Origin of the sequence: Klebsiella sp. CB_Kp196 (genome assembly GCF_040061575.1) — a bacterium.
Classification (GTDB): domain Bacteria; phylum Pseudomonadota; class Gammaproteobacteria; order Enterobacterales; family Enterobacteriaceae; genus Klebsiella; species Klebsiella michiganensis.
The window spans coordinates 1-24,765 of record NZ_JBEAFH010000053.1 but is presented as its reverse complement, the minus strand read 5'-3'; the positions used below and the strand labels follow the sequence as shown (position 1 = coordinate 24,765).

Genomic DNA, 24,765 nt, shown 5'->3' with positions numbered 1-24,765 from the left:
ACGAGATGCTGACAAAATACGCCCTGGTGGCAATCATCGTGCTGTGTCTGACAGCGCTGGGATTGACGTTAATGGTGCGCGATTCGCTGTGCGAGCTGAGCATCAAAGAACGTAGTATGGAGTTCAAGGCCGTTCTCGCTTACGAAACGAAGAAGTAGCCGGTATGCGGGGAGCTATCCCCGCTTATCCGCAGGCTGGGTAAGGAACCTTAAGGCACCTTTTTTCTGCTTATGGGGGCAGGATGGACGGCGAGAGAACATCGACCGGTTAAAACAATCGCGCCGCCACCCTGCATACTGCTTCGCTGACGTCAACCTCACCCTTACCGGCATTTTTCTACGCTAAATCCGTTCTACCAGCAGACAAAACCACCATCAACCACCAGGTCAACGCCGGTGCAGAACGAGGAGGCATCGCTGGCGAGGAACAGCGCCGGGCCGGCCATCTCCTCAACCTTCGCCATACGTTGGATCGGCGTCTGGCTTTCGAATTCGCGGGTCTGATGAACCATCTCAGGGCGGGTGTTCATCGGCGTGGCGGTATAGCCGGGGCTGATGGAGTTGACCCGAATCCCTTTGCCGATCCACTCCATCGCCAGGCTTTTCGACAGGTGGATAACGCCCGCTTTAGAGCAGTTATAGTGCGCCTGATCGAGACCGCGGTTAACAATAATGCCGGACATCGAGGCGATATTAATAATCGAACCGCCGCCCGTTTCCTGCATCAGTTCGGCTTCCGCTTTGCAGGAGTTCCACACGCCGGTCAGGTTAATATCGATAACCCGCTGCCACTGCTCGGTTTCCATCTCCAGCGCCGGATTGGCGTTGGCAATCCCGGCGGCGTTGACGGCTATATCGAGGCGGCCAAAGCGGCTTTTCGCTAATGCCACGCCGGCGCGTAGGTCGCTAAGCTGGCGCACATCACCGGTGTAGTAGCAGGCCTCTCCGCCGATGGCTTCAATATTTTTGACGGTTTCGGCGAGGCCGCCGTCTTCGCGGAGATCGAAGCTGACGACCCGAGCCCCCGCGCTGGCGAGCCCGTAAGCAATCATCTGGCCGATGCCGCTGCCCGCGCCGGTGACAAAGGCCACGCGGTCCTGCAGGTTAAACAGCTGTTGGGCAAAATCTTTTGCGATCATAGTCATTTCTCTCTAAAAAATATTCTTTAGCATGCCCGGTGTTGGCGTTCCCGGAGGCGGCGCGTTGCGCCTGTCCGGGCTACGGGGCTTGTGCCGTCGGGTAGCCCGGACAGGTGCGCAGCACCGCCTCCGGGATATGATTTGTGTAGCCTGACCTGAAAAATGCCAGGCTGGCGGCATTACGACATAATCAAGCCGCCATCGATATTGATGGTCTGCCCGGTGAGGTAGCGCGCGTCGTCGGAGGCGAGAAACGCCACCAGCCCGGCAACGTCTTCCGGTTTGCCGGCGCGCTTCATCGGAATGCCTTCGACCCACTCCGCCATCAGCTCGCCTTTACCGTAGCGCTTCTGCTCGGTGCTGAGGATTTCGCCCCAGACGCGGTCGTTGTAGTCCCACATCTCGCTTTCGATAATGCCCGGACAGAAGGCGTTAACGGTGATATTCCACGGCGCCAGCTCGTGCGCCAGGCTTTGGGTGATGCCGATCACGCCCATTTTGCTGGCGGCATAGTGCGGGGTGTAGATAAAGCCCTGACGACCCTGGCCGGAAGAGGTGTTGATCAGGCTACCGTGGTTCTGCTTGACCATATATTTGGCGGCTTCGCGGCAGCACAGCCAGACGCCGGTGGTGTTAACGGCGAGCACTTTTTCAAAGTCGGCTTTCGGCATGCGATCGTAATAGTCGATAGTGATCACGCCGGCGTTCTGGATAGAGACGTCGATGGTGCCGAAACGCGCTGCCGCTTGCTCGTACAGCGACTGCACCTGCGCTTCGTCGGTCACATCAACCTGTAACGACAGGATGTCGGCCTGGTAGCGCTGGCGGAGGGTTTCCGCCGTTTCGTGGACGCGCTCGGCGTTAGAGATCATCACCAGATTCGCGCCGTCGCGCGCAAAGCGCTCGGCAATACCTGCACCAATTCCGCGGCAGGCGCCGGTGATAACAACCGTTTTGTTGTGGAAATTTCTTTGCATGTTTTTCATCCCTTATTGAAGCCGGACGGCAGTGCGTCCGGCGGGGTAATAAATAGGTGATTAACTGGTGGCGCCTGCCGCCGCCAGCTTCTCCTCATGGCGGCGCATCAGGATGACTTTGTTCTGCAGTTTCTGCTGGAACTGGTCGACGACGACGGCGGTGACGATAACCACCCCCTTAATGACCATCTGCCAGAAATCGCTGACCCCCATCATCACCATGCCGTCGGCGAGGAAGACGATGACGAACGCGCCAATGATTGATCCGGTTACCCGGCCGCGACCGCCCGCCAGCGCGGTTCCGCCGAGCACGGTGGCACCAATGGCGTCCATTTCGAACATATTGCCGGTCATCGGGTGCGCGGTTTGCAGCTGCGAGGCGACGATAAGGCCGACGAACGCTGAGCACAGGCCGGAGAAGGCGTAAACGAAGATTTTTGCCTTGACGATAGGCACGCCGGCCAGGCGTGCGGCGGATTCGTTACCGCCGATAGCGTAGATATAGCGGCCCAGCGGGGTTTTGGTGGTCAGCCAGTAGCCCAGCAGCAGGAAGCCGATCATCAGCCAGATTGGCAGATAGATGCCCAACAGCGTCCCGGATCCCAGGGTGGAGAAACCGGTGTTGCCCAGCGCTTCCATGCCGTTGAGGTTGGGGTAGGTGCTGCCGTCGTTGAACAGCAGCGCCGAGCCTCTGGCGACATACATCATGCCCAGGGTGCAGATAAAGGGCGCGACGCCGAAGCGGGTGATGACCGCGCCGTTAACGAAGCCAACCAGCACGCCGAAGAGCGCCACGCAGAGGATCACTTCCGGTACGTTGAAGAAGATAACGCTGCCGTTCCATAAGGGCAGGCCGTTGGTTAACAGCGCCCCGGCCACCATGCCGCAGATGCCGGCCACGGCGCCGACGGAGAGGTCGATACCGCCCGTCAGGATAACCAGCGTCATGCCGATGGCCAGCAGGCCGGTGATGGCCACGTGCTGGGTCATAATCAGCAGGTTAGATGTGGTCAGGAAATTCGGTACCATCACGCTGAAGAACGCGATAACCAGCAGCAGAGCGATGAACGTTCTGGCCTTCAGCAGGTACATATAAATCATATATTTCTGGTTCATGATGGGTTCCAGCCTGATTAATCTTGAGGTGTTGAAGCCGCGATTAGTTTTTCGCGGGTCACCGCATGACGCGGTAAATCGGCGGTAATCCGACCGTCGGCCATGACCAGGATGCGATCCGCCAGCGCCATCACTTCATCCAGCTCCGATGAAGAGAACATCACTGCCAGACCCTGCTGGGCCATTTTGCCGATCAGATGATAAACGTCGGTTTTCGCGCCGACGTCGATACCGCGAGTGGGCTCATCGAGAAACACCACCTCCGGCTTCGTCATCAACGCCTTGCCGAGCACCACCTTTTGTTGGTTGCCGCCGCTGAGCGAGGTGACAGGCAGATCGGGGTCGCTCACCTTGATTGCCAGTTCGCGAATCATCTCTTTGACGCAGGCGATTTCTTTCTGCGGATTCAGCCATTTCCACGCCCGGCGAAATCCCTGCAGGCTGAAATCGGATAAGGTCATATTCGATTGAATCGACATCATCTGCACCACGCCTTCGCCCTGACGGTCTTCAGGCACCAGCGCCAGCCCTTTTTTCAGCCGCGCCTGGAACGGGGCCTTTTCGATATTTTCGCCGTTGAGATGGACGTTACCGCTCTGGCAGGGCATCAGGCCGACCAGGCCTTTAAACAGCTCCGTGCGTCCGGCGCCGAGCAGGCCGTAGATGCCGATCACTTCTCCCTTACTTAAGGTAAAGGTCACATCGTTGAGCTTATAGCCGCCGCTGGGGTGCAGCGCCGTCAGGCCTTCAACGGCAAGGACCGCTTCGCCTTTCGGCGCCGGCCGGTAGTCGAAATGTTTTTTCTTATCGCCGACCATCTGTTCGATAATCCACGGAATACTGGCGTCGCTGACCTCGCGCTCGCTGATAAAGCGCCCGTCGCGGAAAATAGTGATGTGGTCGCCAATTTCCATCAGCTCTTCCAGACGGTGGGAAATATAGATAATGGTGACGCCGCGGCGTTTAAGCTGTTCGATCACGTTAAACAGGATTTTGACTTCCGACTGGCTGAGCGCGGAAGTGGGTTCATCCATAATTAATACCCGGGTGTCCTTAGAAAGCGCGCGCGCAATTTCCACCAGCTGCTGATGGCCAATGCCTAATTCGCCAAGCTGGGTGTAGGGATCTACATTCAGCTCCAGTCTTTCCAGTAATGATTTGGCTAACTCATATTGATATTTTTCGTTAATCTTCCCTTTTTGAAAGAATTCGTTAGCCATAAAAATATTATCCATGACGTTCATATTCGGGAATAAATTTAATTCCTGAAAAATGATGCTGATTCCCTGCTTTTCAGCCTGGTGCGTTGAGCTAAGGGTCACCGGGGCGCCATCAAGAATAATTTGACCGGAAGAGGGTGTTTCAACGCCAGCAAGCATTTTCATCATGGTGGATTTACCCGCACCATTTTCACCGATCAGAACGTTTACTTTATTTCGATAGACCCGGTAATTCACGCTATCTAAGGCGACAACGCCCGGATAAACGCGAGATAATTCGCGAGTTTCGATAATAACTTCAGAGTCGACTGGTTGGGAATTGACGAGTTCTTGCCGCTGCATGTTATTGCCCTCCCAAACGAACAATTTTGGCTGGCGTAATATCAGGCACGGTCTGCGGAATATCCCAGGCCGAGAACACGCCGTACACCTGTACCGCTTCGCCGGTTTTCACCTGCGCCGTCTGGATCATCTTGACCGCATGTTCGTTAATCGCCCGGCTATATTCGCCAAACAGCACCTGATCGTTAAAGTCCTGATAGCTGGCGCCCTGATAGCCGTCGCGTAATAATGTGCCGCGCAGCGTTGGGCCAATTTGCACCACCACGTTGCCGCCACTGATATCCTCAATCGTCATCTTTCCGCTGCGCGAAGCGGAATCAATTTTGCTGATATTGCCTTCGACTTTGACGTAAAACACGCAGGGGTTTTCGTCCTGAGCGCGATAGCCTAAGGTTTTGCAGGCGCTATCGATATCTTTCGCCGCGCGCAGGGCGGTCATCAGCTCGGCAACGGGGCGCGCTTTAGCCACAACCTGGGGAACCAGCTGATCTTGCCATGTCCGATCGATATCCGCCATATGCGGGTTGGGCGGAGATTTAAGATCGGCCAGCTCCTGCTGAGAGACGATACGACAGCCCCCGAGCGCAAGAATAACCAGCGTCAGCGAGATTTTTTTATACATAATACGCTCCTGTGCGCCCCGGACGGGGCGCAACAACCCGAAATCAGGATTTGATATTGAAGTCCTGCACTTTGTCTGCATTGTCCTGAGTAATCAGAATGCCGCGGAACATCACGCGCTGCTTGGCCGGTTTTTCACCTTTTTGCAGGTAATTATCGAGGTCGGTCACCCCCTGAGCGGCGATGGCCTGCGCCTGAAGCATCACGGTGGCCTGTAGGGTGCCGGCTTTTACCGCGTCGCGCTCATCGTTGCTGCCATCGATACCGACCACCACCACATCGTTACGATTCGCGGCTTTCAGCGCGGCAATGGCGCCGAGGGCCACAGGACCGTTGCCGCAAATCACGCCTTTCACGTCGGGGTGCGCCTGCAGAATACTGTCCATAATGCGCTTGCCGTCGATTAAGGTGCCTTTCGCGTCCTGCTTAGCGACGCTGACCATATCCGGGTACTGGTCAATCACCTGGTGGAAAGATTTAGAGCGGGTCACGCAGTTATTATCCGCAAGATTACAGGTCAGTTCGGCATATTTGCCTTTCTCCGCCATTTTCTCGACAAATACGTTGGCGACTTCAGAACCGGCCTGGAAGTTATTATGGGTAATTTGCTCCAGCGCGATATCATCGACAGGAATTTCGCGGTTAATTAAAACCACCGGAATACCCGCTTTCTTCGCTTTTTCAATGGCGGCGACGCTGGCGGTGGAGTCGGCGTTATCCAGAATAATGCCCTGAACTTTTTTACCGATGGCGGTATCGATCAGCTCATTCTGTTTTTTGACATCTTCGCCATGCGACAAAATGGTGGTCTGGTAGCCCAGCTCTTTGGCTTTCTCGCTAGCGCCCTTGGCTTCAGAGGCGTAATAGGGGTTATCCAGCGAGTTAACCATGATCATGATGGTGCCTTTTTCTGCCGCCTGGGCAGCGAAAGAAAAGGCGGTCAGGGTAGCAGCGGTTAAAAGCGTTAAACGTAATTTCATGACAATTTTCTCTCTTGGTTGTTATTGTCGGGTACGGTGAAACAACGTAAGGCCTGTAAATCGAGTTTATGGGCCGGGGGTCTCCTTTTGTTGATGATTAAGAGCCTATCCATTAGGGCTATTTTACTGGCCATTTTGAACCAGGGCAGTGCTCAGAATCCTCACGTACTACGTGTACGCTCCGGTTCTTCCGCGCTGTCCGTGTTCAAACTGCCTGCGCCAATAACGCCTACTGGGATAGGCTCTAAGGTGCGTCACGCGTTCGATTCCCTGGTGGGCGTCAGGCGGACGTTGCCGGTTTCCATAATGTTCTGTTCACCGCATGGCGCCACTCCTGCCATCTTTTCTGCAGGCGCTGGTGGCGGGCCATATCGGGGATAAATTCGCTGTGTTCGGTTAAAAACGCGTTCAGGTCGGTTACCGATCCGGGATTCAGGGCTTTGCGCGCGAGCAGGGCCGCGCCAATCGCCGACAGCTCGGCAACGTCGCTGCGCATCACCGGACAGCCGAGCAGGTCAGCCTGATACTGCATTAGCCAGTCGTTCCTGGTTGGGCCGCCGTCGACCATCAGCGCCGTTAAGTGGAAGTCGTCCTGCTGGCGCATCGCTACCACGACATCGGCGATTTGATAGGTAATGGATTCCAGCGCGGCGCGAATCAGATGGGCGCGCTTGACGCCGCGGCTCAGGCCACAAATCACGCCGCGGGCGCTGTCATCCCACCACGGGGCGCCCAGGCCGGTTAACGCCGGCACAAAATAGACGCCCAGCGTGGAGTCCACGGAGGCGGGCAGGGTGTTGAGTTCATGCGCCAGTTCGGCATCGGAAAGTTCGCTCAGACCGGTGCTGTCCGCCATCCACGCCACGGCATCGCCGGTATGCGGAATATTACCTTCGAGTCCGTAGGTGATGCTGTCGCCGTCGTGCCAGGCGATGGTGGTGGCCAGCGCGTCGATATCGCACTGTGCGGATTTTACCGGCGCCATCACCGATGACCCCGTACCGTAGGTGGCTTTCACGCAGCCGAGTTCACCCAGCGCGTGGCCAAACAGCGCGGCGTGGGAATCCCCGACCATCGCCATTACGGGAATACCGTCAGGGATAGCGTTCAACCCCCGGGTATAGCCAAACAATCCGCTGGAGGGCTTGATCTCCGGCAGCGCGGCGCGCGGGATCTGGAACAGCGCCAGCATGTTGTCATCCCACTGGCCGGTTTGCAGGTTCAGCAGCTGGGTACGCGCGGCATTGGAGTAATCGCAGTAGAACGCCTCGCCCTGGGTTAAGTTCCACAGCAGCCAGCTGTCGATAGTGCCGAGGCAGATTTCTCCGCGCTCAGCCAGCGCGCGCCCCTCAGGAAGAGATTCCAGCAGCCAGCGCATTTTCGAGGCCGAAAACAGAGGCGCAATCGGCAGGCCGGTCACGGCCTTGATTTGCCGCTCTTTGTCGCTGTGGCGCAGTTCATCGCAAAACGCGGCGCTGCGGCTGCACTGCCAGGTGATCGCGGCGTTGATTGGCTTACCGCTCTGGCGATACCAGCCGATCGCGGTCTCGCGCTGGTTACTGATGGCTAATGCCGCGACATTTTCTGCGCCAATGTGCGCTACCGCTTGCGCGATAACCGCCAGCGAAGCGTCAACCAGGACTTCTCCCGACTGCTCGACCCAGCCTTCACGCGGCGTCTGGATCGCCAGCGGCTGAGAGAATTTCACCACGACCTGGCCGCGGCTATCGAGTACGACGGCTTTGGCATTGGTGGTGCCTTCGTCCAGCGCAATGATGAACTCTTTACGTGTTGCCTGCATTAGGTAGTCTCCTGAGTCACACTTCGTCCTGGCGCGGAGGGGGAAGTCGGCATTCCTCTTTATCGCATTGCTTCTTAGCAGGCCATGATGTGACAATTCGTTTTCACTTTTTTAATCACTGAATATATATTCGATAGTGATTATTTATTTGTTACCTTAGCCAGAAACTTCCCGTCGGGCTACAGGAAAAGTTATCAATTGTGCTGGCAATCACACTTATCCGTTTGGTGAAGCTTCCGGATGTCGGGGGAAAAGAGCGCGGTTTTCTGGTTATATACGATTGAAATATAAAAATTTATTGGCGAAGCCTTTACGCCTGAAGGAAAGCGTAAAGGCTGTGGGAAAGTGTTTGAGTGAGGAAATTACCCGGCGATAAGCAGCCTGGCCGTTGGATAATCGGTGATCAGAACATCGATATAACCGCCTGAAAGCGCGCCTTTGATAGCCGCTACCTTCTCGCTGCCGCCGGCAAGGGCCACCACGTTAGGGCACTTCTTCACTTTCTCCAGCGCCATGCCGATCACAGGATCTTCATCATCGCGTAACACCGCTTTGCCGTTTTTATCGTAGTAGTGCAGGCAAATGTCACCCACGGCGCCGCGTTCCGCCAGCACCTGCAGCATATCTTCGTGATAGTAGTTACCGGACGTTTTGAGCAGCTGCGAAGGTTCAAGGATGCCAATCCCGACGATGGCGATATCGACTTCGTCGAAGCGCGCAATCACATCGGCGACATCTTTGCTGGCCACGAGGCGATTTTTCTCCTCCGTAGAACCTTCGATGCTCTGGGAAGGGAGCAGCCAGGCTTCACAGTTCAGACGCTGCGCCAGGGTCTGGGTCAGGATGGTCGCCTGCACGTTACCGTTAGGACCCACGCCGCCGAGCAGTTGAATCACGCCGTTGGCCTTCAGGTTTTGCGCGTGAACCTCATCAACCATTGCGCGGATAGTCGAACTCCACGACGAGACGCCAATCAGATCTTTCGGCCGCAATCGCGTTTCCAGATAGTGGGCCGCGGCGGATCCGATGGCGCGCTTGATGGTGTGATCGCTGGCGTCCTCTTCGGTATCCACGACGATGGCCTGTTTAATTCCGTAGCGATCCTCGAGGCCTTTTTCAAGATTGAGGAAAATATTCGATGGCTGAACAACGCTGATTTTGACCACGCCTTCTTTTTGGCAGCGGGCGATCGCTCGGGAGATAAATGACTGAGAAAGCGAGAGAAGTTGAGCGATATCGGACTGCTTTCGTCCTTCAAGATAGTAGAGCGTGGCAATCTTAACTAATAGCCGTTGTTCATCCTGCTTAGCCATATATTTCCCCGAAAATCATTTACGTGCAGCCATTATGTTAGAGCTCATTATCATACGCGAAAAGAAAAGACAGTTAAGTGTGATGGATATCTAACTTTCGCCAATCCTCAAAATCAGCTATGGACAAAAACAGAACAGTAGCCGCATAATTGAATAAAGAGTCGTTAGTGAATATATATTCATAGCGATTTCAGGTCAACTGAAAAGTGCCCGGGTGACGTCACGCCCGGTGGTAAGGAGGCAGAATGTTCCTGAGTATGATGCAGCGGCGTAAGCCTTACGATGCGTTGCCTGGGGATGTCTGGTTTTTTTAGTCCCTGACGGAATAAATATTCCAAGTTGAAAATAAATTCAGAGGTATTAAATGAATCCCTATAGCTATGATGTCCAGGCCCTTGAGCGTAAAGCCCGCGCCGTACGTCGCCATATCGTCAGATTGAACGCCAACAGCCCTGCGGGCGGGCACACCGGCGCCGACCTGTCGCAGGTTGAACTGCTCACCGCGCTCTATTTCCGCATTCTGAACGTCGCGCCGGAGCGTCTGGCTGACGACCAGCGCGATATCTACATCCAGTCGAAAGGCCATGCGGTGGGCTGCTACTACTGCGTGCTGGCCGAGGCGGGCTTCTTTCCGGTTGAGTGGCTGGAAACCTATCAGCATGCGAACTCCCATCTTCCGGGTCACCCGGTGCGCCAGAAAACGCCGGGGATTGAGCTCAACACCGGCGCGCTGGGCCACGGTTTGCCTGTTGCGGTGGGGCTGGCGCTGGCTGCGAAAAAAAGCAACAGCTCCCGCCGCATTTTTTTAATTACCGGCGATGGCGAGCTGGCGGAAGGCAGCAACTGGGAAGCGGCGCTGGCCGCTGCGCACTACGGCCTTGATAATCTCATCATTATTAATGACAAGAACAATCTCCAGCTGGCGGGTCCGACGCGCGAAATCATGAATACCGATCCGCTGGCTGATAAATGGAAGGCCTTCGGGATGACGGTCACCGAATGCCAGGGCAACGACATGGCGTCGGTAGTGGCGACCCTGGAAGGGCTGAAGCAGGAAGGTAAACCGAACGTCGTTATCGCCAACACCACGAAAGGTGCCGGTATTTCCTTTATCCAGGGGCGCCCGGAGTGGCACCACCGGGTACCGAAAGGCGAAGAAATTGCACTGGCACTGGAGGAACTGAAAGATGAGTAATGCAGAACACCTGGCGAGCGTGATGGTTCAGGCCTTTATTGATGCGGTCGACCGCGGCGTCGATCTGGTGCCGGTGGTGGCTGACTCCACGTCAACGGCCAAAATCGCGCCGTTTATTAAACAGTTCCCCGGGCGTCTGGTGAACGTGGGCATCGCCGAGCAGAGCATGGTCGGGACGGCGGCGGGTCTGGCGCTGGGGGGCAAAGTGGCGGTCACCTGTAACGCCGCGCCGTTCCTGATTTCCCGCGCCAATGAGCAGATTAAAGTCGACGTTTGCTATAACAACACCAACGTTAAGCTATTTGGCCTTAACGCCGGCGCCAGCTACGGCCCGCTGGCCAGCACCCATCACGCGATTGACGATCTGGCGGTGATGCGCGGCTTCGGTAATATCCAGATTTTCGCTCCGTCTTCGCCGCGCGAATGTCGGCAGATTATCGATTACGCCATCGGCTATCAGGGGCCGGTCTATATTCGCCTCGACGGCAAGGCGCTGCCGGAGCTGCACGATGAAAGCTATCGCTTTGTGCCGGGGGCGGTCATCACCCTGCGGGAAGGCGAGGATATCGCGCTGGTGGCCACCGGCTCGACGGTGCATGAAATCGTCGATGCCGCGCAGAGGCTGGCCGACGCGGGGATTCAGGCCAAAGTGGTGAGCGTGCCGTCCATTCGCCCTTGCGATACCGCCGCGCTGCTGGCGGCCCTGAAGCCGTGCAAAGCGGTGATAACGGTGGAGGAGCATAACGTCAACGGCGGGTTGGGGAGCCTGGTGGCGGAAGTGCTGGCCGAAGCCGGCGCGGGAATCCCGCTCAAACGTCTGGGGATCCCGGATGGCGAGTATGCGGCGGCGGCGGACCGCGGCTGGCTGCGCAAACACCACGGCTTCGATGCCGCTTCCGTCGCCGGGCTGGCGCAGAAAATGCGCTGATTTTACGGCGCCGTAAACCGATAACCCGCGCGGTCTGCCGCGCGGGTTTTGTTTTTTACGCTGTGCAGAGCGTGATGATGTAGTCACCGGCCTTAATCCACTGCAGACGATACGCCACGGCGGAGAGCCGAAGCCGCAGGTTTCCTTCCTTTATATACGTCACCTCAAAATCGCGAAAACCCACGCCGTTCTGTATTTCGGGAGGACTGGCCTTAAACGCGCTCTCTTTTGCCGAAAACGCCAGCGTCAGCGCCAGCGCCGACGGCAGGCCGCTGGCGTCCAGCAGGCTTTTTTCCGCGCTATTGACGATGCTGCTTTCCAGCTCGGCCGCGAGGGTGGGAGACAGGATACGCTCAATATCAACGCCGACCGGCCCGGCGGAGACAACCGCCAGCGCGCTGCGTTCGCAGTGGCTGATGCTGCCGTACCACGGCGCAGGCCACAGGGGCTGGCGTTGGTCGCCAATGGCAGGGATCTCTGTCTCACCGACCTCCCGCAGCGCATAAACCGCGGCGATACGCCCGGCAAGATGTTCGCTCTGCCGCTTGCGGGCGCAGCCGCTTAGCCGGGCATGATGAGGCAGCCAGAGGAGATCTTCAGGCCGAAAGGTCAATGGGTCGAAATCGACACGCTGCAGCGAGCGATCGGCAAGCTGAATGATAGAACGTTGGGTTTGCATAGGGGGGATGTTAACAGATTCTCCCCGCCGCCCTCTATGGCAAGAGGGCGGGGGGAACGGTAAACAATCAGAAGTGGGTATTGACGCCCAGATACCAGGTGCGGCCTGATTCGTTATAGGTATTGGCGCCCGCGCCAGCCATATAAGAAACATCGGTCAGGCTACCGGTGGTTTGCGCATTCCCCGCGCGCCAGTGGCGCTTGTCGAAGACGTTATCCACGCCGCCGGTCAGGCTGACGTTTTTGGTCACATCCCAGGTGGCGCTCAGGCCAACGATGCTGTATGGGCTGACTTCATCCGTTTCAGAACCCACCGCGGGCTCACCTTTGTAGTTATATTTCTTCGGCTGCTGCTTGCCGTACCAGGTGAAGGTCGACTGTACGGAAATATCCTGCTGAATCTGCCAGCTCAGGGTGGAGTTCAGGGTATATTCCGGAATAATCGACAGACGATCGCCGGTTTCCTTGTTTTTACTTTGCAGCATATAAGTGATGTTATTGGTCCAGTTCACCGTTTCGCTGACCGGCACGTTCAGGGTGCCTTCCAGACCTTCAACCACCGCTTTAGGCACGTTTTCCCACTGATAGATATCAGTTTTCACTTTACCGTTCGTAGTCTGCGAAATCGGCGCGTAGCCGGCTTCGATTTTATCGCGGTAGTCGTTGCGGAACCAGGTCACCCCCGCCAGCCAGCCGTCGCGTTTAAACTCAAGGCCAATCTCTTTGTTGATGCTGGTTTCGGCTTTCAGGTCATCGTTACCCATCATGTAGCAACCGGTACCGGTGCCGCTGGCGTAGCAGCCCTGGCCTTTGCTATAGAGAATATAGTTCGGGTTGGTTTGGTACAGGCTCGGCGCTTTATAGGCGCGGGCGATGCCCATTTTCAACGTGAAGTCATCCCCCAGCCCCTGAGACAGGTTGAGCGACGGGCTCCAGTTGTTGCCGACGATCGTGTGATGATCGAAACGCAGCGCCGGCGTCAGCATGGTGGTGTCGGTCAGCTCCACGTTGTCTTCGGCAAACAGGGAGAAGATCTCGGCCTTCGAGTATGGGCTACGGCCGGTGCTGTCATAGCCGTCGATATCGCCGCCCATAAAGGTTTGGGTATTTGACGCCAAATCCTTCATCCGCTGCTGGTTCCACTCGGTGCCCAGCGTCAGGTTCTGGTTAAACACCAGATCCAGCGGGATGTTAACTTCGCTGTGCAGCATCACGTCGGCCAGGTCGATATCGCTGAACTGGTTGCTGTTGAAGATACCTTCCGTACCGCCCGCCAGACCTTCGCCTTTACGCGAGTTACGGGTACGTTCGTACTGGGCCCAGTTGCTGGTGGTCACGCCGTTATCCCAGCCGCCGTTCCAGGTGACGGAATAAGTCTGGCGATAGAGGCGGTTCGTCTCTTTCCCGTAGTTCTCTTTCACCAGATCGTTGGTATTGGTGTTCTGCGTATCGCCCGCGTAGAGGTTGCCCTGACGGCTGTAGCCGGATTCAAACTCCAGCGACTGCATCGGGGCGAAATCCCAGCGCACGACGCCGTTAATGTTCTTATTTTTAACCCCTTCACGCCCGGCAGGCATGGTATTAGCGTACGCACCGGTACGCTCTGACTGATGCCCGTCGTTGATATCCCAGGCATCGGCCTGCGTTTTATCGAGGTTGCCCAGCAGGCGGAAGCTGAAATCGCCGCCCAGCGGGCCGCTGAGGCTAAAGTTGGTGCGTTTGGTCGAGCCTTCTTCTTTATGCTCCGGGGCGTTCATGTAGGTGTTCCATGAACCGTGCCATTCGCCGTCGCTTTTCTTGGTGATGATATTGACCACGCCGCCCGCCGCGCCGTTGCCGTAGCGCGCGGCCGCCGGGCCGCGAATGACTTCAATACGTTCGATCAGCTCCGGCGGTACCCATGAAGTATCGCCGCGGGTATCGCGCTCGCCGCGCCAGCCCAGACGCACGGAGTTGCGGCTGGTCACGGGCTTGCCGTCAATCAGGATCAGGGTGTTTTCCGGGCCCATGCCGCGAATATCAATCTGGCGATTATTGCCGCGCTGGCCGCTGGTGGAGTTGCCGGTCAGGTTAACGCCGGGCATGGTACGGATAATTTCCGACACGTCACGCGCAGGCGGGCGTTTACGAATTTCATCTGCGGTAATGGTTGAAACGCCGGGCGCCTGCAGGTTCTGCTCGGCGGCGGTGACGACCATGGTTTCATCAGCGGTTGCGGTTTTGCTATCGGAGGCGGTTTCCGCCGCGCTCAGCGGAAACGCAGCCCCGTAGATTCCCAGATTGACCAGCAAGGCCAGGGATTTGATCCTGTTATTCATTGTAATTCCTGCTTTTTGTCGCCACCTTCTCCAAAAGACCCTTCCCAGCGGGAGGAGAGGCGGTATCAATGTTGCCAGTCGAGGGCAAAGGGCGCTCCGTCGCGGACTAAATGAGCCCTCTCAGACATGTTTAATTTTGAAAGACGCGCTTCCCACAGCGCGCTAATACGCTATTGCAAATGAAAATAGTTATCAATAATATTATCAATAAATATTGCGTTTATTAATGCGTTTGTTGATAAATGTCACGATAAACATAGGGTTGAAAAGGAATGCATAAGACAGGAAGTGACGACTGGTGGCAGCATATCTCCGGCCCGCAAATCGAAGCCGTTGACGGCGCGTATCGGGTAACCTTCTGGTGGCGCGATCCGGCGGGCAACGAAACGTCTTCGGCCATCCAGCGGGTATGGATTTATATCACCGGCGTGACTGACCATCATAAAAATGCCGTACCGCAAACCCTGCGGCGCATTCCCGGTACCGATGCCTGGTGCTGGCAAACCACGCTTTCTCCGACCTGGCGCGGCAGCTATTGCTTTATCCCTTCCGCCCGCGACGACGACTTTTCCCCCCAGCTTTTTAACGGTGACGGCCCGGACCGCGCGCTGCTGCGCGAAGGCTGGCGCAGGCTGCTGCCGCAGGCGATTGCCGACCCGCTCAATCCGCAAAGCTGGAAGGGAGGGCGCGGCCACGCGGTCTCCGCGCTGGAGCTGCCTGCAGCCCCGGAGCAGCCGGGCTGGGCGATGCGCGATGAACCTTATCCACCTCCGCTCTGCATCGAATGGCAGAGCCAGCGACTCGGCAACCGCCGACGGATATGGGTTTACGCCACCGGCGACGCGCAGCCGCAGGCGCGCCCGCTGGCGATTCTGCTGGATGGCCAGTTCTGGGCAGAAAGCATGCCGGTATGGGCGCCGCTGGCGGGCTTAACCCGCGAAAAACGGCTGCCGCCGGCGATTTATCTACTGATTGACGCGATTGATAATCCGCACCGGGCCGCGGAGCTTCCCTGCAATGAGGCGTTCTGGCTGGCGGTTCAGGAAGAACTGCTGCCAATGGTTCACCGGCTGGCGCCTTTCAGCGATCGCGCCGACCGCACGGTGGTGGCGGGTCAGAGCTTTGGCGGCCTGGCCTCGATGTTCGCCGCGCTCTACTGGCCCCAGCGCTTTGGCTGCGTGCTCAGCCAGTCCGGCTCTTACTGGTGGCCGCATCGCGGCGGCGCGCAGACGGGTCTGCTGATTGACCGCCTGAGCCGCGGCGAATTACATCCGCAAGGGCTACGTATCTGGCTGGAAGCCGGTATTCGCGAGCCGATCATTTTTCGCGCCAACCAGGCGCTACTGGCGCATCTGGAACAGCAGACGATTTTCTGGCGTCAGGTTGACGGCGGGCATGATGCGCTGTGCTGGCGCGGCGGGCTGACCGCCGGGCTTATCCAGCTGTGGCAGCCTTTATGCCGTGATGAGTAACAACGCGCGCTTTACGAGGAATTAGACATGCAATTCAGTAACCCCTTCGACAATCCGCAAGGGCAGTTTTACATCCTGCGCAATGGCCAGCAGCAGTTCAGCCTGTGGCCACACTTCTGCGCGCTGCCGGAAGGCTGGGCGGTGGAGTGCTCGCCGCAGTCGTTAGCGGCGTGCAATGACTGGCTGGCGGCAAACTGGTCTACCTTGACCCCCGCCCACCATGCATCCTGAGGAGCCCACGATGACCACACGTTTACCGCTGGTTGCGGCGCAGCCGGGGATCTGGATGGCGGAGCGCCTCTCGACGCTGCCCGGCGCCTGGAGCGTCGCCCACTATGTCGAGCTGCGCGGTGATATCGACCCGATACTGCTCGGCCGGGCCATTGTCACCGGGCTGTCGCAGGCCGACACCCTCAGCATGCGTTTTTGCGAAGATAACGGCGAAGCCTGGCAGTGGGTCGATGAACATCGCGCGTTTGCCGAACCGGATTACCGGGATCTGCGTGCCGCGAGCGACCCGCACGCGGCCGCGCTGGCGCTGATGCAGGCCGACCTCGGGCAAAACCTGCGGGTGGACGGCGGCAATCCGCTGGTCTGCCATCAGCTGCTGCGGGTGGGCGATAACCGCTGGTATTGGTATCAGCGTTACCACCATTTGCTGGTCGATGGCTTCAGCTTCCCGGCGATTACCCGCCAGATCGCCGCGATCTACCGCGCCTGGCAGCGCGGCGAAGCGACGCCTGATTCCCCGTTTACGCCGTTTGCCGAGGTGGTGGAAGAGTATCAGCGCTACTACGGCAGCGACGCCTGGCAGCGTGATAAACAGTTCTGGCAGGCGCAGCGTCAGGCGCTACCGGCTCCGGCCTCCCTTTCCGACGCGCCGTTGGCGGGAAGGGCGACCAGCAGCGATATCTGGCGCATGAAGCTGGAGGTGGATGCCGGGGTCTTTAGCCGGCTGGCGGCAGGCGCGCCGCAGTGCCAGCGCGCGGATCTGGCGCTGGCGCTGACCGCCCTGTGGCTGGGACGGCTGTGCAACCGAATGGATTACGCCGCGGGCTTTATTTTTATGCGCCGCATGGGCTCTGCGGCGCTCACCGCTACCGGCCCGGTGCTCAACGTTCTGCCGCTGGCGGTCACTATTGACGCCGGGGAAACGCTGCCGGAGCTGGCCACGCGTCTTGCCGGGCAGCTGAAGAAAATGCGCCGCCATCAGCGCTATGACGCCGAACAGATTGTGCGCGACCGCGGCAGAGCGGCGGGCGATGAACCGCTGTTTGGCCCGGTGCTCAATATTAAAGTTTTCGACTATCAGCTGGATATCGACGGCGTGGAGGCCATTACCCACACTCTGGCCACCGGCCCGGTCAATGACCTGGAGCTGGCGCTCTTCCCGGATGAAGCCGGGGGTCTGTCGCTGGAGGTGCTGGCGAATAAGCAGCGCTACGAGGAACGGACGCTGCGTAACCATATCTCCCGACTCTCCGCGCTGCTGGCCCAGTTTGCCGATAATCCGACCCTGCGCTGCGGCGAGGCGAATATGCTGTCGGCGGCGGAAACGGAACAGCTGCGGCAGGTCAACGCGACCGCCATCGACCTGCCGCTCACCACCCTGAGCGCGCTGGTAGCGGAGCAGGCGGCGAAAACCCCGAATGCCCCGGCGCTGGCGGACGGCCGCTGGCAGTTTAGCTACCGCGAGATGCGCCAGCAGGTGGTGGCGCTGGCTGAACAGCTTCGCGCGCGGGGCGTCAAGCCGGGCGATAGCGTCGCGGTCGCGCTGCCGCGTTCGGTATTCCTGACGCTGGCGCTGCACGGTATTGTTGAGGCCGGCGCCGCGTGGCTGCCGCTGGATACCGGCTATCCCGACGATCGTCTGCGGATGATGCTGGAAGACGCCCGGCCGTCGCTGCTGATTACCTCTGAAGATCAGCGGGCGCGCTTTAGCGATATTCCCGGCCTGGAAAGCCTGTGCTACCAGCAGCCGCTGGCGGCGGGCGAGTCCGCACCGCTGGCGCTCTCACGGCCGGAGCATACTGCCTATATCATCTTTACCTCCGGCTCTACCGGGCGACCGAAAGGGGTGATGGTCGGGCAAACCGCCATCGTCAACCGCCTGCTGTGGATGCAGGACCACTATCCGCTCTGCGCTGACGACGTCGTGGCGCAGAAAACGCCGTGCAGCTTTGATGTGTCGGTCTGGGAGTTCTGGTGGCCATTTATCGCCGGCGCGCAGCTGGTGATGGCCGAGCCGGAAGCCCATCGCGATCCGCTGGCGATGCAGCGGTTCTTTGCCCGCTATGGCGTCACCACCACCCACTTTGTGCCGTCGATGCTGGCGGCGTTCGTCGCCTCGCTGGAGGCGGAGAACGTCGGCGCCTGCCAAACCCTGCGCCGGGTATTTTGCAGCGGCGAAGCGCTGCCGACGGCGCTGTGTCGGGAATGGGAGCAGCTGACCGGCGCGCCGCTGCATAACCTGTATGGCCCGACGGAAGCGGCGGTGGACGTTAGCTGGTATCCGGCCTGCGGGCCCGAACTGGCGGCGGTAAGCGGCACCAGCGTGCCGATTGGCTGGCCGGTGTGGAATACCGGGCTGCGCATTCTTGATGCCGCCATGCGCCCGGTGCCGCCGGGCGTGGCGGGGGATCTCTACCTGACCGGCATTCAGCTGGCGCAGGGCTATCTGGGGCGCCCCGATTTGACAGCCAGCCGCTTTATTGCCGACCCTTACGCGCCGGGCGAGCGCATGTACCGCACCGGGGACGTTGCCCGCTGGCTGGATAACGGCGCCGTCGAGTATCTCGGGCGCAGCGACGACCAGCTAAAAATTCGCGGCCAGCGGATTGAGCTGGGCGAGATTGACCGCGCGATGTCCGCGCTGCCGGACGTTGCGCAGGCGGTGGCTCACGCCTGCGTCTTCAATCAGGCGGCGGCAACCGGCGGCGATGCCCGTCAGCTGGTGGGCTACCTGGTTTCTGACTCCGGTCTGCCGCTGGACGCCGTCGCGCTCAAAGCGCGGCTTGGCGAACAGCTGCCGCCGCATATGGTGCCGGTGGTGCTGATACAGCTGCCGGCGCTGCCGCTGAGCGCTAACGGCAAGCTGGATCGTAAAGCGCTGCCGTTACCCACGTTGAGCGGTGAGCGCAGTGGCCGTCCGCCGGAGCCTGGCGTGGAAACCACCGTCGCCACGGCCTTTAGCCAGCTGCTCGGCTGCGAGGTGAACGATATCGACGCCGATTTCTTCGCCCTCGGCGGCCATTCGCTGCTGGCGATGCGCCTGGCGGCGACGCTCGGCCGCGAGCTGGAGCGGCAGGTGACGCCGGGGCAGGTGATGGTCGCGTCTACCGTCGGCAAGCTGAGCGCGCTGCTGGCATCGGACCTCAGCGATGAGCAGGCGCAACGGCTGGGCTTCGACGCTCTCCTGCCGCTGCGCGAGAGCGACGGCCCGACGCTATTTTGCTTCCATCCTGCTTCCGGTTTTGCCTGGCAGTTCAGCGTGCTGGCGCGTTATTTAAGCCCGCGCTGGTCGATCGTCGGCATTCAGTCGCCGCGACCGCAGGGACCGATGGCCACGGCGGCGGATCTGGATGCGGTGTGTGAACATCATCTGCACACCCTGCTGACGCAGCAGCCCCACGGCCCCTATTATCTGCTGGGCTATTCGCTCGGCGGTACCCTGGCGCAGGGGATTGCCGCCCGGTTACGCCAGCGCGGCGAAGCGGTGGCCTTCCTCGGGCTGCTCGATACCTGGCCGCCGGAGACGCAGAACTGGGCGGAGAAAGAGGCGAACGGTCTGGATCCTGAGGTGCTGGCGGAGATTGCCCGTGAACGCGAGGCGTTTCTGGCCGCCCAGCAGGGGCAGGCTTCCGGCGAGCTGTTCAGCGTTATCGAAGGCAACTATGCCGATGCGGTGCGCCTGCTGACCACCGCGCACAGCGCGAAGTTTGACGGTAAGGCGACGCTGTTCGTGGCGGAGAAAACCCGTCAGCCGGGGATGGACCCGCAGGTGGTGTGGGGGCCGTGGGTCGGCGAGCTGGAGGTGTTCAGCCAGGATTGCGCACACGTGGATATTATCTCTCCGCAGGCCTTTGAAGCGATCGGCCCGGTGCTCAGGGAGATATTGGATTAGGGGCAGATGAACTCCCGGGTTGCGGCTAACGCCTTACCCGGGCTACCGTTTGTGCCAGATTGGGTAGCCCGACTAAGCGCTGCGCGAGCCGGGAAGCATTAGCGCAATGTATCAGCCCGGCTCATTTACCGGAGGCGGCACCTGACACGGCTGTCCGGGCTACCGGACCGCAGATGGCGATGAACCTGTAGCCCGGCTAAGCGCAGCGCGAGCCGGGAATCTCTACTTGCGGCCCAGCGGCACCACCAGCGGCGTATGCGCCACCGGATCGTCAATGATCGTACAACGCAGGCCGTAAATTTCCTCGATCAGCGCCGCATTGACAATCTCCTTCGGCGCGCCCTCGGCGACGATTTTGCCGTCGCGCAGGGCGATCAAGTGGGTCGCGTAGCGGCAGGCCTGGTTCAGATCGTGCAGCACCGCCGCCAGGGTATAGCCCTTCTCCTGATTCAGCTCGCTTAGCAGCTCAAGCAGGTCGATCTGATGGCTGATATCCAGCCAGGTGGTGGGCTCATCGAGCAGCATAATCGCCGTCTCCTGGGCCAGCACCATGGCGATCCACGCCCGCTGGCGCTGGCCGCCGGAGAGCGTATCGACGCTTTGCAGCGCCAGGTCGGTAATGCCGGTGGCCTTCATCGCCCTGCTGACCGCCTCTTCATCCTCTTTGCGCCAGCGGGTAAACAGCGGCTGGTGCGGATAGCGCCCGCGGGCCACCAGCTCCTGAACCGTAATATCTCCCGGCGTAGTGGCGTTCTGCGCCAGCAGGCCGATCCGCTTCGCCACCTCTTTACTGGCGTAACGCTGGATCTGCTCGCCGTCGAGATACACATGACCGGATGTCGGGGTCATCAGGCGGCTCAGGGTGCGCAGCAGCGTCGATTTACCGCAGCCGTTAGGGCCAATAATGGCGGTGAAGTGGCCGTCGGGAATGGTGACGCTCAGCGATTCGGCGATGGTTTTTTTGCCGTACGCCAGGGTCAGCTGGTCGCCGCGCAAACGGGAGGTTACAGCGGTCATTTTTTGCGGGACTCCTGAATTAACAACCCGATAAGGTAGATGCCGCCAAGGCTGACGGTCACCACGCCCACCGGTAACTGATAGGGCATAAACAGACGCTGCGCGCAGTAGTCAGACAGCGCCAGCAGCAGGGCGCCGCACAGCGCCGCCTGGGCCAGCCCCCAGCGCGCGGTGCCGCTGAGGCGGCGCGCGATATGCGGCGCCACCAGGGCGATAAACGAAATCGGCCCGGCGAGCGCGGTAGCGGCGGCGGTCAGCACCACCCCGACCAGCATCAGCAGCAGCCGCGAGCGCTCAACCCGCACGCCCAGGGCGCAGGCGGTATCGTCACCCATCTCCAGCAGCCGCATGCGCCGCGCCAGCAGCGCCCCGCAGACCAGCATCAGCAGAATCAGCGGCGCCGAGGGCCAGGTTTTTCCCCAGGTCAAACCGTTAAGCGAACCGGCATACCACAGCCCGGCGGAGAGGGCGGTTTCCAGCGAAGCGCGCAGCAGCAGCCAGGTATTGAATGCCACCAGCATAGCGCGCACGCCGATGCCGATAATAATCAGGCGAAAGGTTTCAATCCCGTTGCGCCACGCCAGCAGCCAGACCGCCAGCGCGGTAAGGATCCCGCCAGCCATGGCCGCCATGGCGATGGCCGCCAGGTTCTGGCCAAACATCACCATCGCTACCAGCACGCCGCTCCAGGCCCCGGTGTTAAACCCCATCACGTCCGGGCTCCCCAGCGGGTTGCGGGTCAGCGACTGGAAAATCGCGCCGCTGACGCCGAGGGCGGCGCCAATCAGCAGCGCCATCAGCACGCGGGGCAGGCGCCACTCGGTCACCACCATGGCGACGTTGCGCGGCGCATCGCCGAGCAGCGCCGAGATAACCTGCTCAACGCTCAATGGCACCAGGCCGGTGCCCAGCCCCCACAGGGAGACCAGCGCGCTGGCGACCAGCAGCAGCAGGCAGCTAAAAATCAGGCGACGAGAAGGCGCAATCACATGCCACCTCCGCGCGGCTGGCGGCGTACCAGCCAGATCAGCACCGGTGCGCCGATAAAGGCGCTGACCACCGAAACCCGCAGTTCGCCGGGCACCAGCAGGCGCCCCAGCACGTCGGCAAACAGCAGCAGGGCAGGGGTAGCCAGCAGGGTCACCGGCAGCGACCAGCGATGATCCGCGCCCACCAGCCAGCGGGCCATATGCGGCATCATCAGGCCGATAAAGGCGATGGGCCCGACCACCGCCGTGGCGCTGCCGCACAGGACGGTAATCGCCAGCAGACCAATAAGCTGAGTACGCGCGACCCGGCTGCCGAGCGCGGTGGCCGTATCGTTGCCGAGGCTCAGGCTGTTTAAGGCCCGGCTCAGCAGCAGCGTCACCAGGCCGGCAATGAGTACCGGGATCAGCACGATTTTCAATGTTTGCAGGGTGCGCACATCCAGCGAGCCCGCCTGCCAGAAGCGCAGCTGGTCGTAGACGTCAGGGTTAAGCAGGGCGATACCGCTGGAAAGCCCTTCCAGCACCGCCGCCAGGGCGACCCCCGCGAGGGTCAGGCGAACCGGGCTCAGCTGGCCGCCGCCCTGGCTGCCGGTAAAGGCCACCAGCAGCGAGGCGCCGAACGCGCCGCAAAAGGCCATCAGCAGCTGCTCCTGCGGCGAGGAGAGACCAAACAGCGCCGCGCCCAGCACGATAGCGAAGCTGGCGCCGGAGTTGACGCCGAGGATCCCCGGGTCCGCCAGCGGGTTGCGGGTCAGCGTTTGCATCAGCGCCCCGGCCAGACCCAGCGCGGCGCCGGCCAGCAGCCCGGCGAGGGTTCGCGGCAGTCGTGCATCAAGGACGATGGTGCAATCGGCGCTCTGGCAGGTGCCGGTGAAGGCATCAATGACGACGCTAAACGGCAGGGGTTTGGCGCCGACCAGCAGGCTGAGCGCAACGGCGATGATTAAAACGATTAAAAGACCCGGCACGGCAAAGGCGCGCGCCGCGGTCGTGGAAGACGACATGGCTTACATCCCTGACATGATAATGATAGTAATTATCGTTATCGATTCTATGCGGTTATGTTAGCATGTGCACCCATAAAAATGGTATGGAAAATAATAACAAGGCGCTGTCATGAACCGACAATCCTGGCTGCTGAATCTCAGCTTGCTGAAAACCCACCCGGCCTTTCGCGCCGTCTTTATCGCCCGCTTTATCTCGATCCTGTCGCTTGGCCTGCTGGGCGTGGCGATCCCGGTACAAATCCAGCTGATGACCCATTCCACCTGGCAAGTGGGGCTGTCGGTGACCTTAACCGGCGGGTCGATGTTTGTCGGTCTGATGATCGGCGGCGTGCTTGCCGACCGCTATGAGCGTAAACGTCTGATCCTGCTGGCGCGCGGCACCTGCGGGATTGGCTTCGTCGGCCTGTGTCTCAACGCCATGCTGCCGGAGCCGTCGCTCATCGCCATCTATCTGTTGGGCATCTGGGACGGCCTGTTTGCCTCAATCGGCGTGACCGCGCTGCTGGCGGCGACTCCGGCGCTGGTTGGCCGGGAAAACCTGATGCAGGCCGGGGCGATCACCATGCTGACGGTGCGGCTGGGCTCGGTGATTTCGCCGATGATCGGCGGCCTGCTGCTGGCAACCGGCGGCGTAGCCTGGAACTACGGCCTGGCGGCGGCAGGTACCTTTATTACGACGCTGACGCTGCTGCGTTTGCCGCGGCTGGCGCCGCCGCCGCAGCCGCGCGAGCATCCGCTAAAATCGCTGTACGCGGGACTGAAGTTTCTGTTTAACAGCCCGCTTATCGGCGGCATTGCGCTGCTTGGCGGCCTGCTGACCATGGCCAGCGCGGTGCGCGTGCTCTATCCGGCGCTGGCCGGGAGCTGGCAGATGTCGACGTCGCAGATTGGCCTGCTGTACGCCGCGATCCCTCTGGGCGCGGCGTTCGGGGCGTTGACCAGCGGACAGCTGGCGCAGACGGCGAGGCCCGGCGTGCTGATGCTGGCGACCACCGTTGGCTCCTTTGTGGCGATTGCGCTGTTCAGCCTGATGCCGGTGTGGGCGCTGGGCGCCCTGTGCCTGGCGCTGTTTGGCTGGCTGAGCGCGATAAGCTCGCTGCTGCAATATACGCTGATTCAGACGCAAACCCCGGAAAATATGCTCGGGCGTATCAACGGGCTGTGGACCGCGCAGAACGTGACCGGCGATGCGATAGGCGCGGCGCTGCTCGGCGGCCTGGGCGCGATTCTGACGCCGGCCGCTTCGGCAAGCGCCAGCGGCTGGGCGCTGGTCATTGTGGGCGTGGTGCTGGTGGGGCTGCTACGCGAGCTGCGCCGCTTTCAGCGCCCGGAGACGGCGAGCGAAAATTAATTCAGCCGGGTTTTCCCGGAGGCGGCGCGCTGCGCCTGTCCGGGCTACCGGCCCGCAGACGGCGGTGGACTCCTGGCCCGGGTAAGCGCAGCGCAGCCGGGGAAGAAGCCGCACCGATGTAGTTATCCCGGCGCAACCCAGGCTACCGACCTGCAGTTGCCCGGTAGCGCCACCGGGAA

General features: G+C 60.0%; 20 protein-coding genes. 7 read left to right on the top strand and 13 right to left on the bottom strand.

The features are described from left to right. Window positions 1-5 precede the first annotated feature (5 nt). Entirely contained in the window at window positions 6-158 is a 153-nt protein-coding gene (locus tag ABLU87_RS18195; protein WP_004130292.1) for a Hok/Gef family protein, read from the top strand. A gap of 194 nt (window positions 159-352) precedes the next feature. Here the strand turns inward: ABLU87_RS18195 and ABLU87_RS18190 are convergent, their stop codons facing one another. From ABLU87_RS18190 to ABLU87_RS18155, 8 genes are all read right to left on the bottom strand, one after another. Next, a complete protein-coding gene (locus ABLU87_RS18190; protein ID WP_064375719.1) occupies window positions 353-1,138 on the bottom strand; it encodes an SDR family oxidoreductase in 786 nt (261 codons plus the stop codon). 179 nt (window positions 1,139-1,317) lie between these two features. Next, window positions 1,318-2,115, bottom strand: a complete 798-nt coding sequence (locus ABLU87_RS18185) for an SDR family oxidoreductase (protein WP_064375720.1) — start codon at window positions 2,113-2,115, stop codon at window positions 1,318-1,320. A gap of 60 nt (window positions 2,116-2,175) precedes the next feature. Next, complete coding sequence (locus tag ABLU87_RS18180; protein ID WP_004848640.1) at window positions 2,176-3,231, bottom strand: ABC transporter permease; 1,056 nt, start codon at window positions 3,229-3,231, stop codon at window positions 2,176-2,178. Between the two features lie 17 nt (window positions 3,232-3,248). Continuing rightward, on the bottom strand, window positions 3,249-4,793 hold the full coding sequence (locus ABLU87_RS18175; protein WP_014228343.1) for a sugar ABC transporter ATP-binding protein: 1,545 nt from the start codon (window positions 4,791-4,793) through the stop codon (window positions 3,249-3,251). Between the two features lies 1 nt (window position 4,794). Beyond that, entirely contained in the window at window positions 4,795-5,415 is a 621-nt protein-coding gene (locus ABLU87_RS18170) for a DUF2291 domain-containing protein (RefSeq protein ID WP_014837765.1), read from the bottom strand. Between the two features lie 43 nt (window positions 5,416-5,458). Further along, on the bottom strand, window positions 5,459-6,394 hold the full coding sequence (locus ABLU87_RS18165; RefSeq protein ID WP_004130307.1) for a D-ribose ABC transporter substrate-binding protein: 936 nt from the start codon (window positions 6,392-6,394) through the stop codon (window positions 5,459-5,461). 280 nt (window positions 6,395-6,674) lie between these two features. Further along, a complete protein-coding gene (locus ABLU87_RS18160; protein ID WP_048263527.1) occupies window positions 6,675-8,195 on the bottom strand; it encodes an FGGY-family carbohydrate kinase in 1,521 nt (506 codons plus the stop codon). Between the two features lie 362 nt (window positions 8,196-8,557). Next, window positions 8,558-9,508, bottom strand: a complete 951-nt coding sequence (locus tag ABLU87_RS18155) for a sugar-binding transcriptional regulator (RefSeq protein ID WP_004848649.1) — start codon at window positions 9,506-9,508, stop codon at window positions 8,558-8,560. Window positions 9,509-9,872: 364 nt separating this feature from the next. Here ABLU87_RS18155 and ABLU87_RS18150 point away from each other — a divergent pair, with 364 nt between their 5' ends. Together ABLU87_RS18150 and ABLU87_RS18145 are read left to right on the top strand one after the other, a co-directional pair. Further along, the gene (locus ABLU87_RS18150; protein ID WP_004848651.1) at window positions 9,873-10,703 is read left to right on the top strand and encodes a transketolase; all 831 of its coding nucleotides are present in this window, start codon (window positions 9,873-9,875) and stop codon (window positions 10,701-10,703) included. Next, entirely contained in the window at window positions 10,696-11,631 is a 936-nt protein-coding gene (locus ABLU87_RS18145) for a transketolase C-terminal domain-containing protein (protein WP_004848653.1), read from the top strand. Before ABLU87_RS18150 ends, ABLU87_RS18145 begins: the two co-directional genes overlap by 8 nt. A 55-nt stretch (window positions 11,632-11,686) precedes the next feature. Here ABLU87_RS18145 and entD read toward each other — a convergent pair whose 3' ends face one another. Both entD and ABLU87_RS18135 read right to left on the bottom strand, forming a co-directional pair. After that, entirely contained in the window at window positions 11,687-12,310 is a 624-nt protein-coding gene (gene entD, locus ABLU87_RS18140; RefSeq protein ID WP_122117576.1) for an enterobactin synthase subunit EntD, read from the bottom strand. A gap of 67 nt (window positions 12,311-12,377) precedes the next feature. Further along, entirely contained in the window at window positions 12,378-14,627 is a 2,250-nt protein-coding gene (locus ABLU87_RS18135) for a TonB-dependent siderophore receptor (RefSeq protein WP_025107041.1), read from the bottom strand. Window positions 14,628-14,899: 272 nt separating this feature from the next. On the opposite strand from ABLU87_RS18135, the gene fes reads away from it, so the two are divergent. The 3 genes from fes to entF are packed head-to-tail and all read left to right on the top strand — an operon-like array spanning window position 14,900 to window position 20,222. Continuing rightward, window positions 14,900-16,099, top strand: coding sequence for an enterochelin esterase (gene fes / locus ABLU87_RS18130; protein WP_196942134.1), 1,200 nt, complete (start codon window positions 14,900-14,902; stop codon window positions 16,097-16,099). A 27-nt stretch (window positions 16,100-16,126) separates the two neighbouring features. Continuing rightward, the gene (locus ABLU87_RS18125; protein ID WP_196942133.1) at window positions 16,127-16,330 is read left to right on the top strand and encodes an MbtH family protein; all 204 of its coding nucleotides are present in this window, start codon (window positions 16,127-16,129) and stop codon (window positions 16,328-16,330) included. A 10-nt stretch (window positions 16,331-16,340) separates the two neighbouring features. Further along, window positions 16,341-20,222, top strand: a complete 3,882-nt coding sequence (gene entF / locus ABLU87_RS18120) for an enterobactin non-ribosomal peptide synthetase EntF (RefSeq protein ID WP_196942132.1) — start codon at window positions 16,341-16,343, stop codon at window positions 20,220-20,222. Window positions 20,223-20,444: 222 nt separating this feature from the next. Here entF and fepC read toward each other — a convergent pair whose 3' ends face one another. From fepC to fepD, 3 genes are read right to left on the bottom strand one after another with little or no spacing between them, the layout of a single operon-like run. Next, window positions 20,445-21,239, bottom strand: coding sequence for an iron-enterobactin ABC transporter ATP-binding protein (fepC, locus tag ABLU87_RS18115; protein WP_014837773.1), 795 nt, complete (start codon window positions 21,237-21,239; stop codon window positions 20,445-20,447). Further along, complete coding sequence (gene fepG / locus ABLU87_RS18110) at window positions 21,236-22,228, bottom strand: iron-enterobactin ABC transporter permease (protein ID WP_009653197.1); 993 nt, start codon at window positions 22,226-22,228, stop codon at window positions 21,236-21,238. Before fepG ends, fepC begins: the two co-directional genes overlap by 4 nt. Beyond that, a complete protein-coding gene (gene fepD / locus ABLU87_RS18105; protein WP_014228353.1) occupies window positions 22,225-23,232 on the bottom strand; it encodes a Fe(3+)-siderophore ABC transporter permease in 1,008 nt (335 codons plus the stop codon). Before fepD ends, fepG begins: the two co-directional genes overlap by 4 nt. A 112-nt stretch (window positions 23,233-23,344) precedes the next feature. Between fepD and entS the strand changes: the two genes are divergently transcribed. Then, window positions 23,345-24,586, top strand: coding sequence for an enterobactin transporter EntS (gene entS, locus ABLU87_RS18100; protein WP_014228354.1), 1,242 nt, complete (start codon window positions 23,345-23,347; stop codon window positions 24,584-24,586). The last annotated feature ends 179 nt before the right edge of the window (window positions 24,587-24,765 follow it).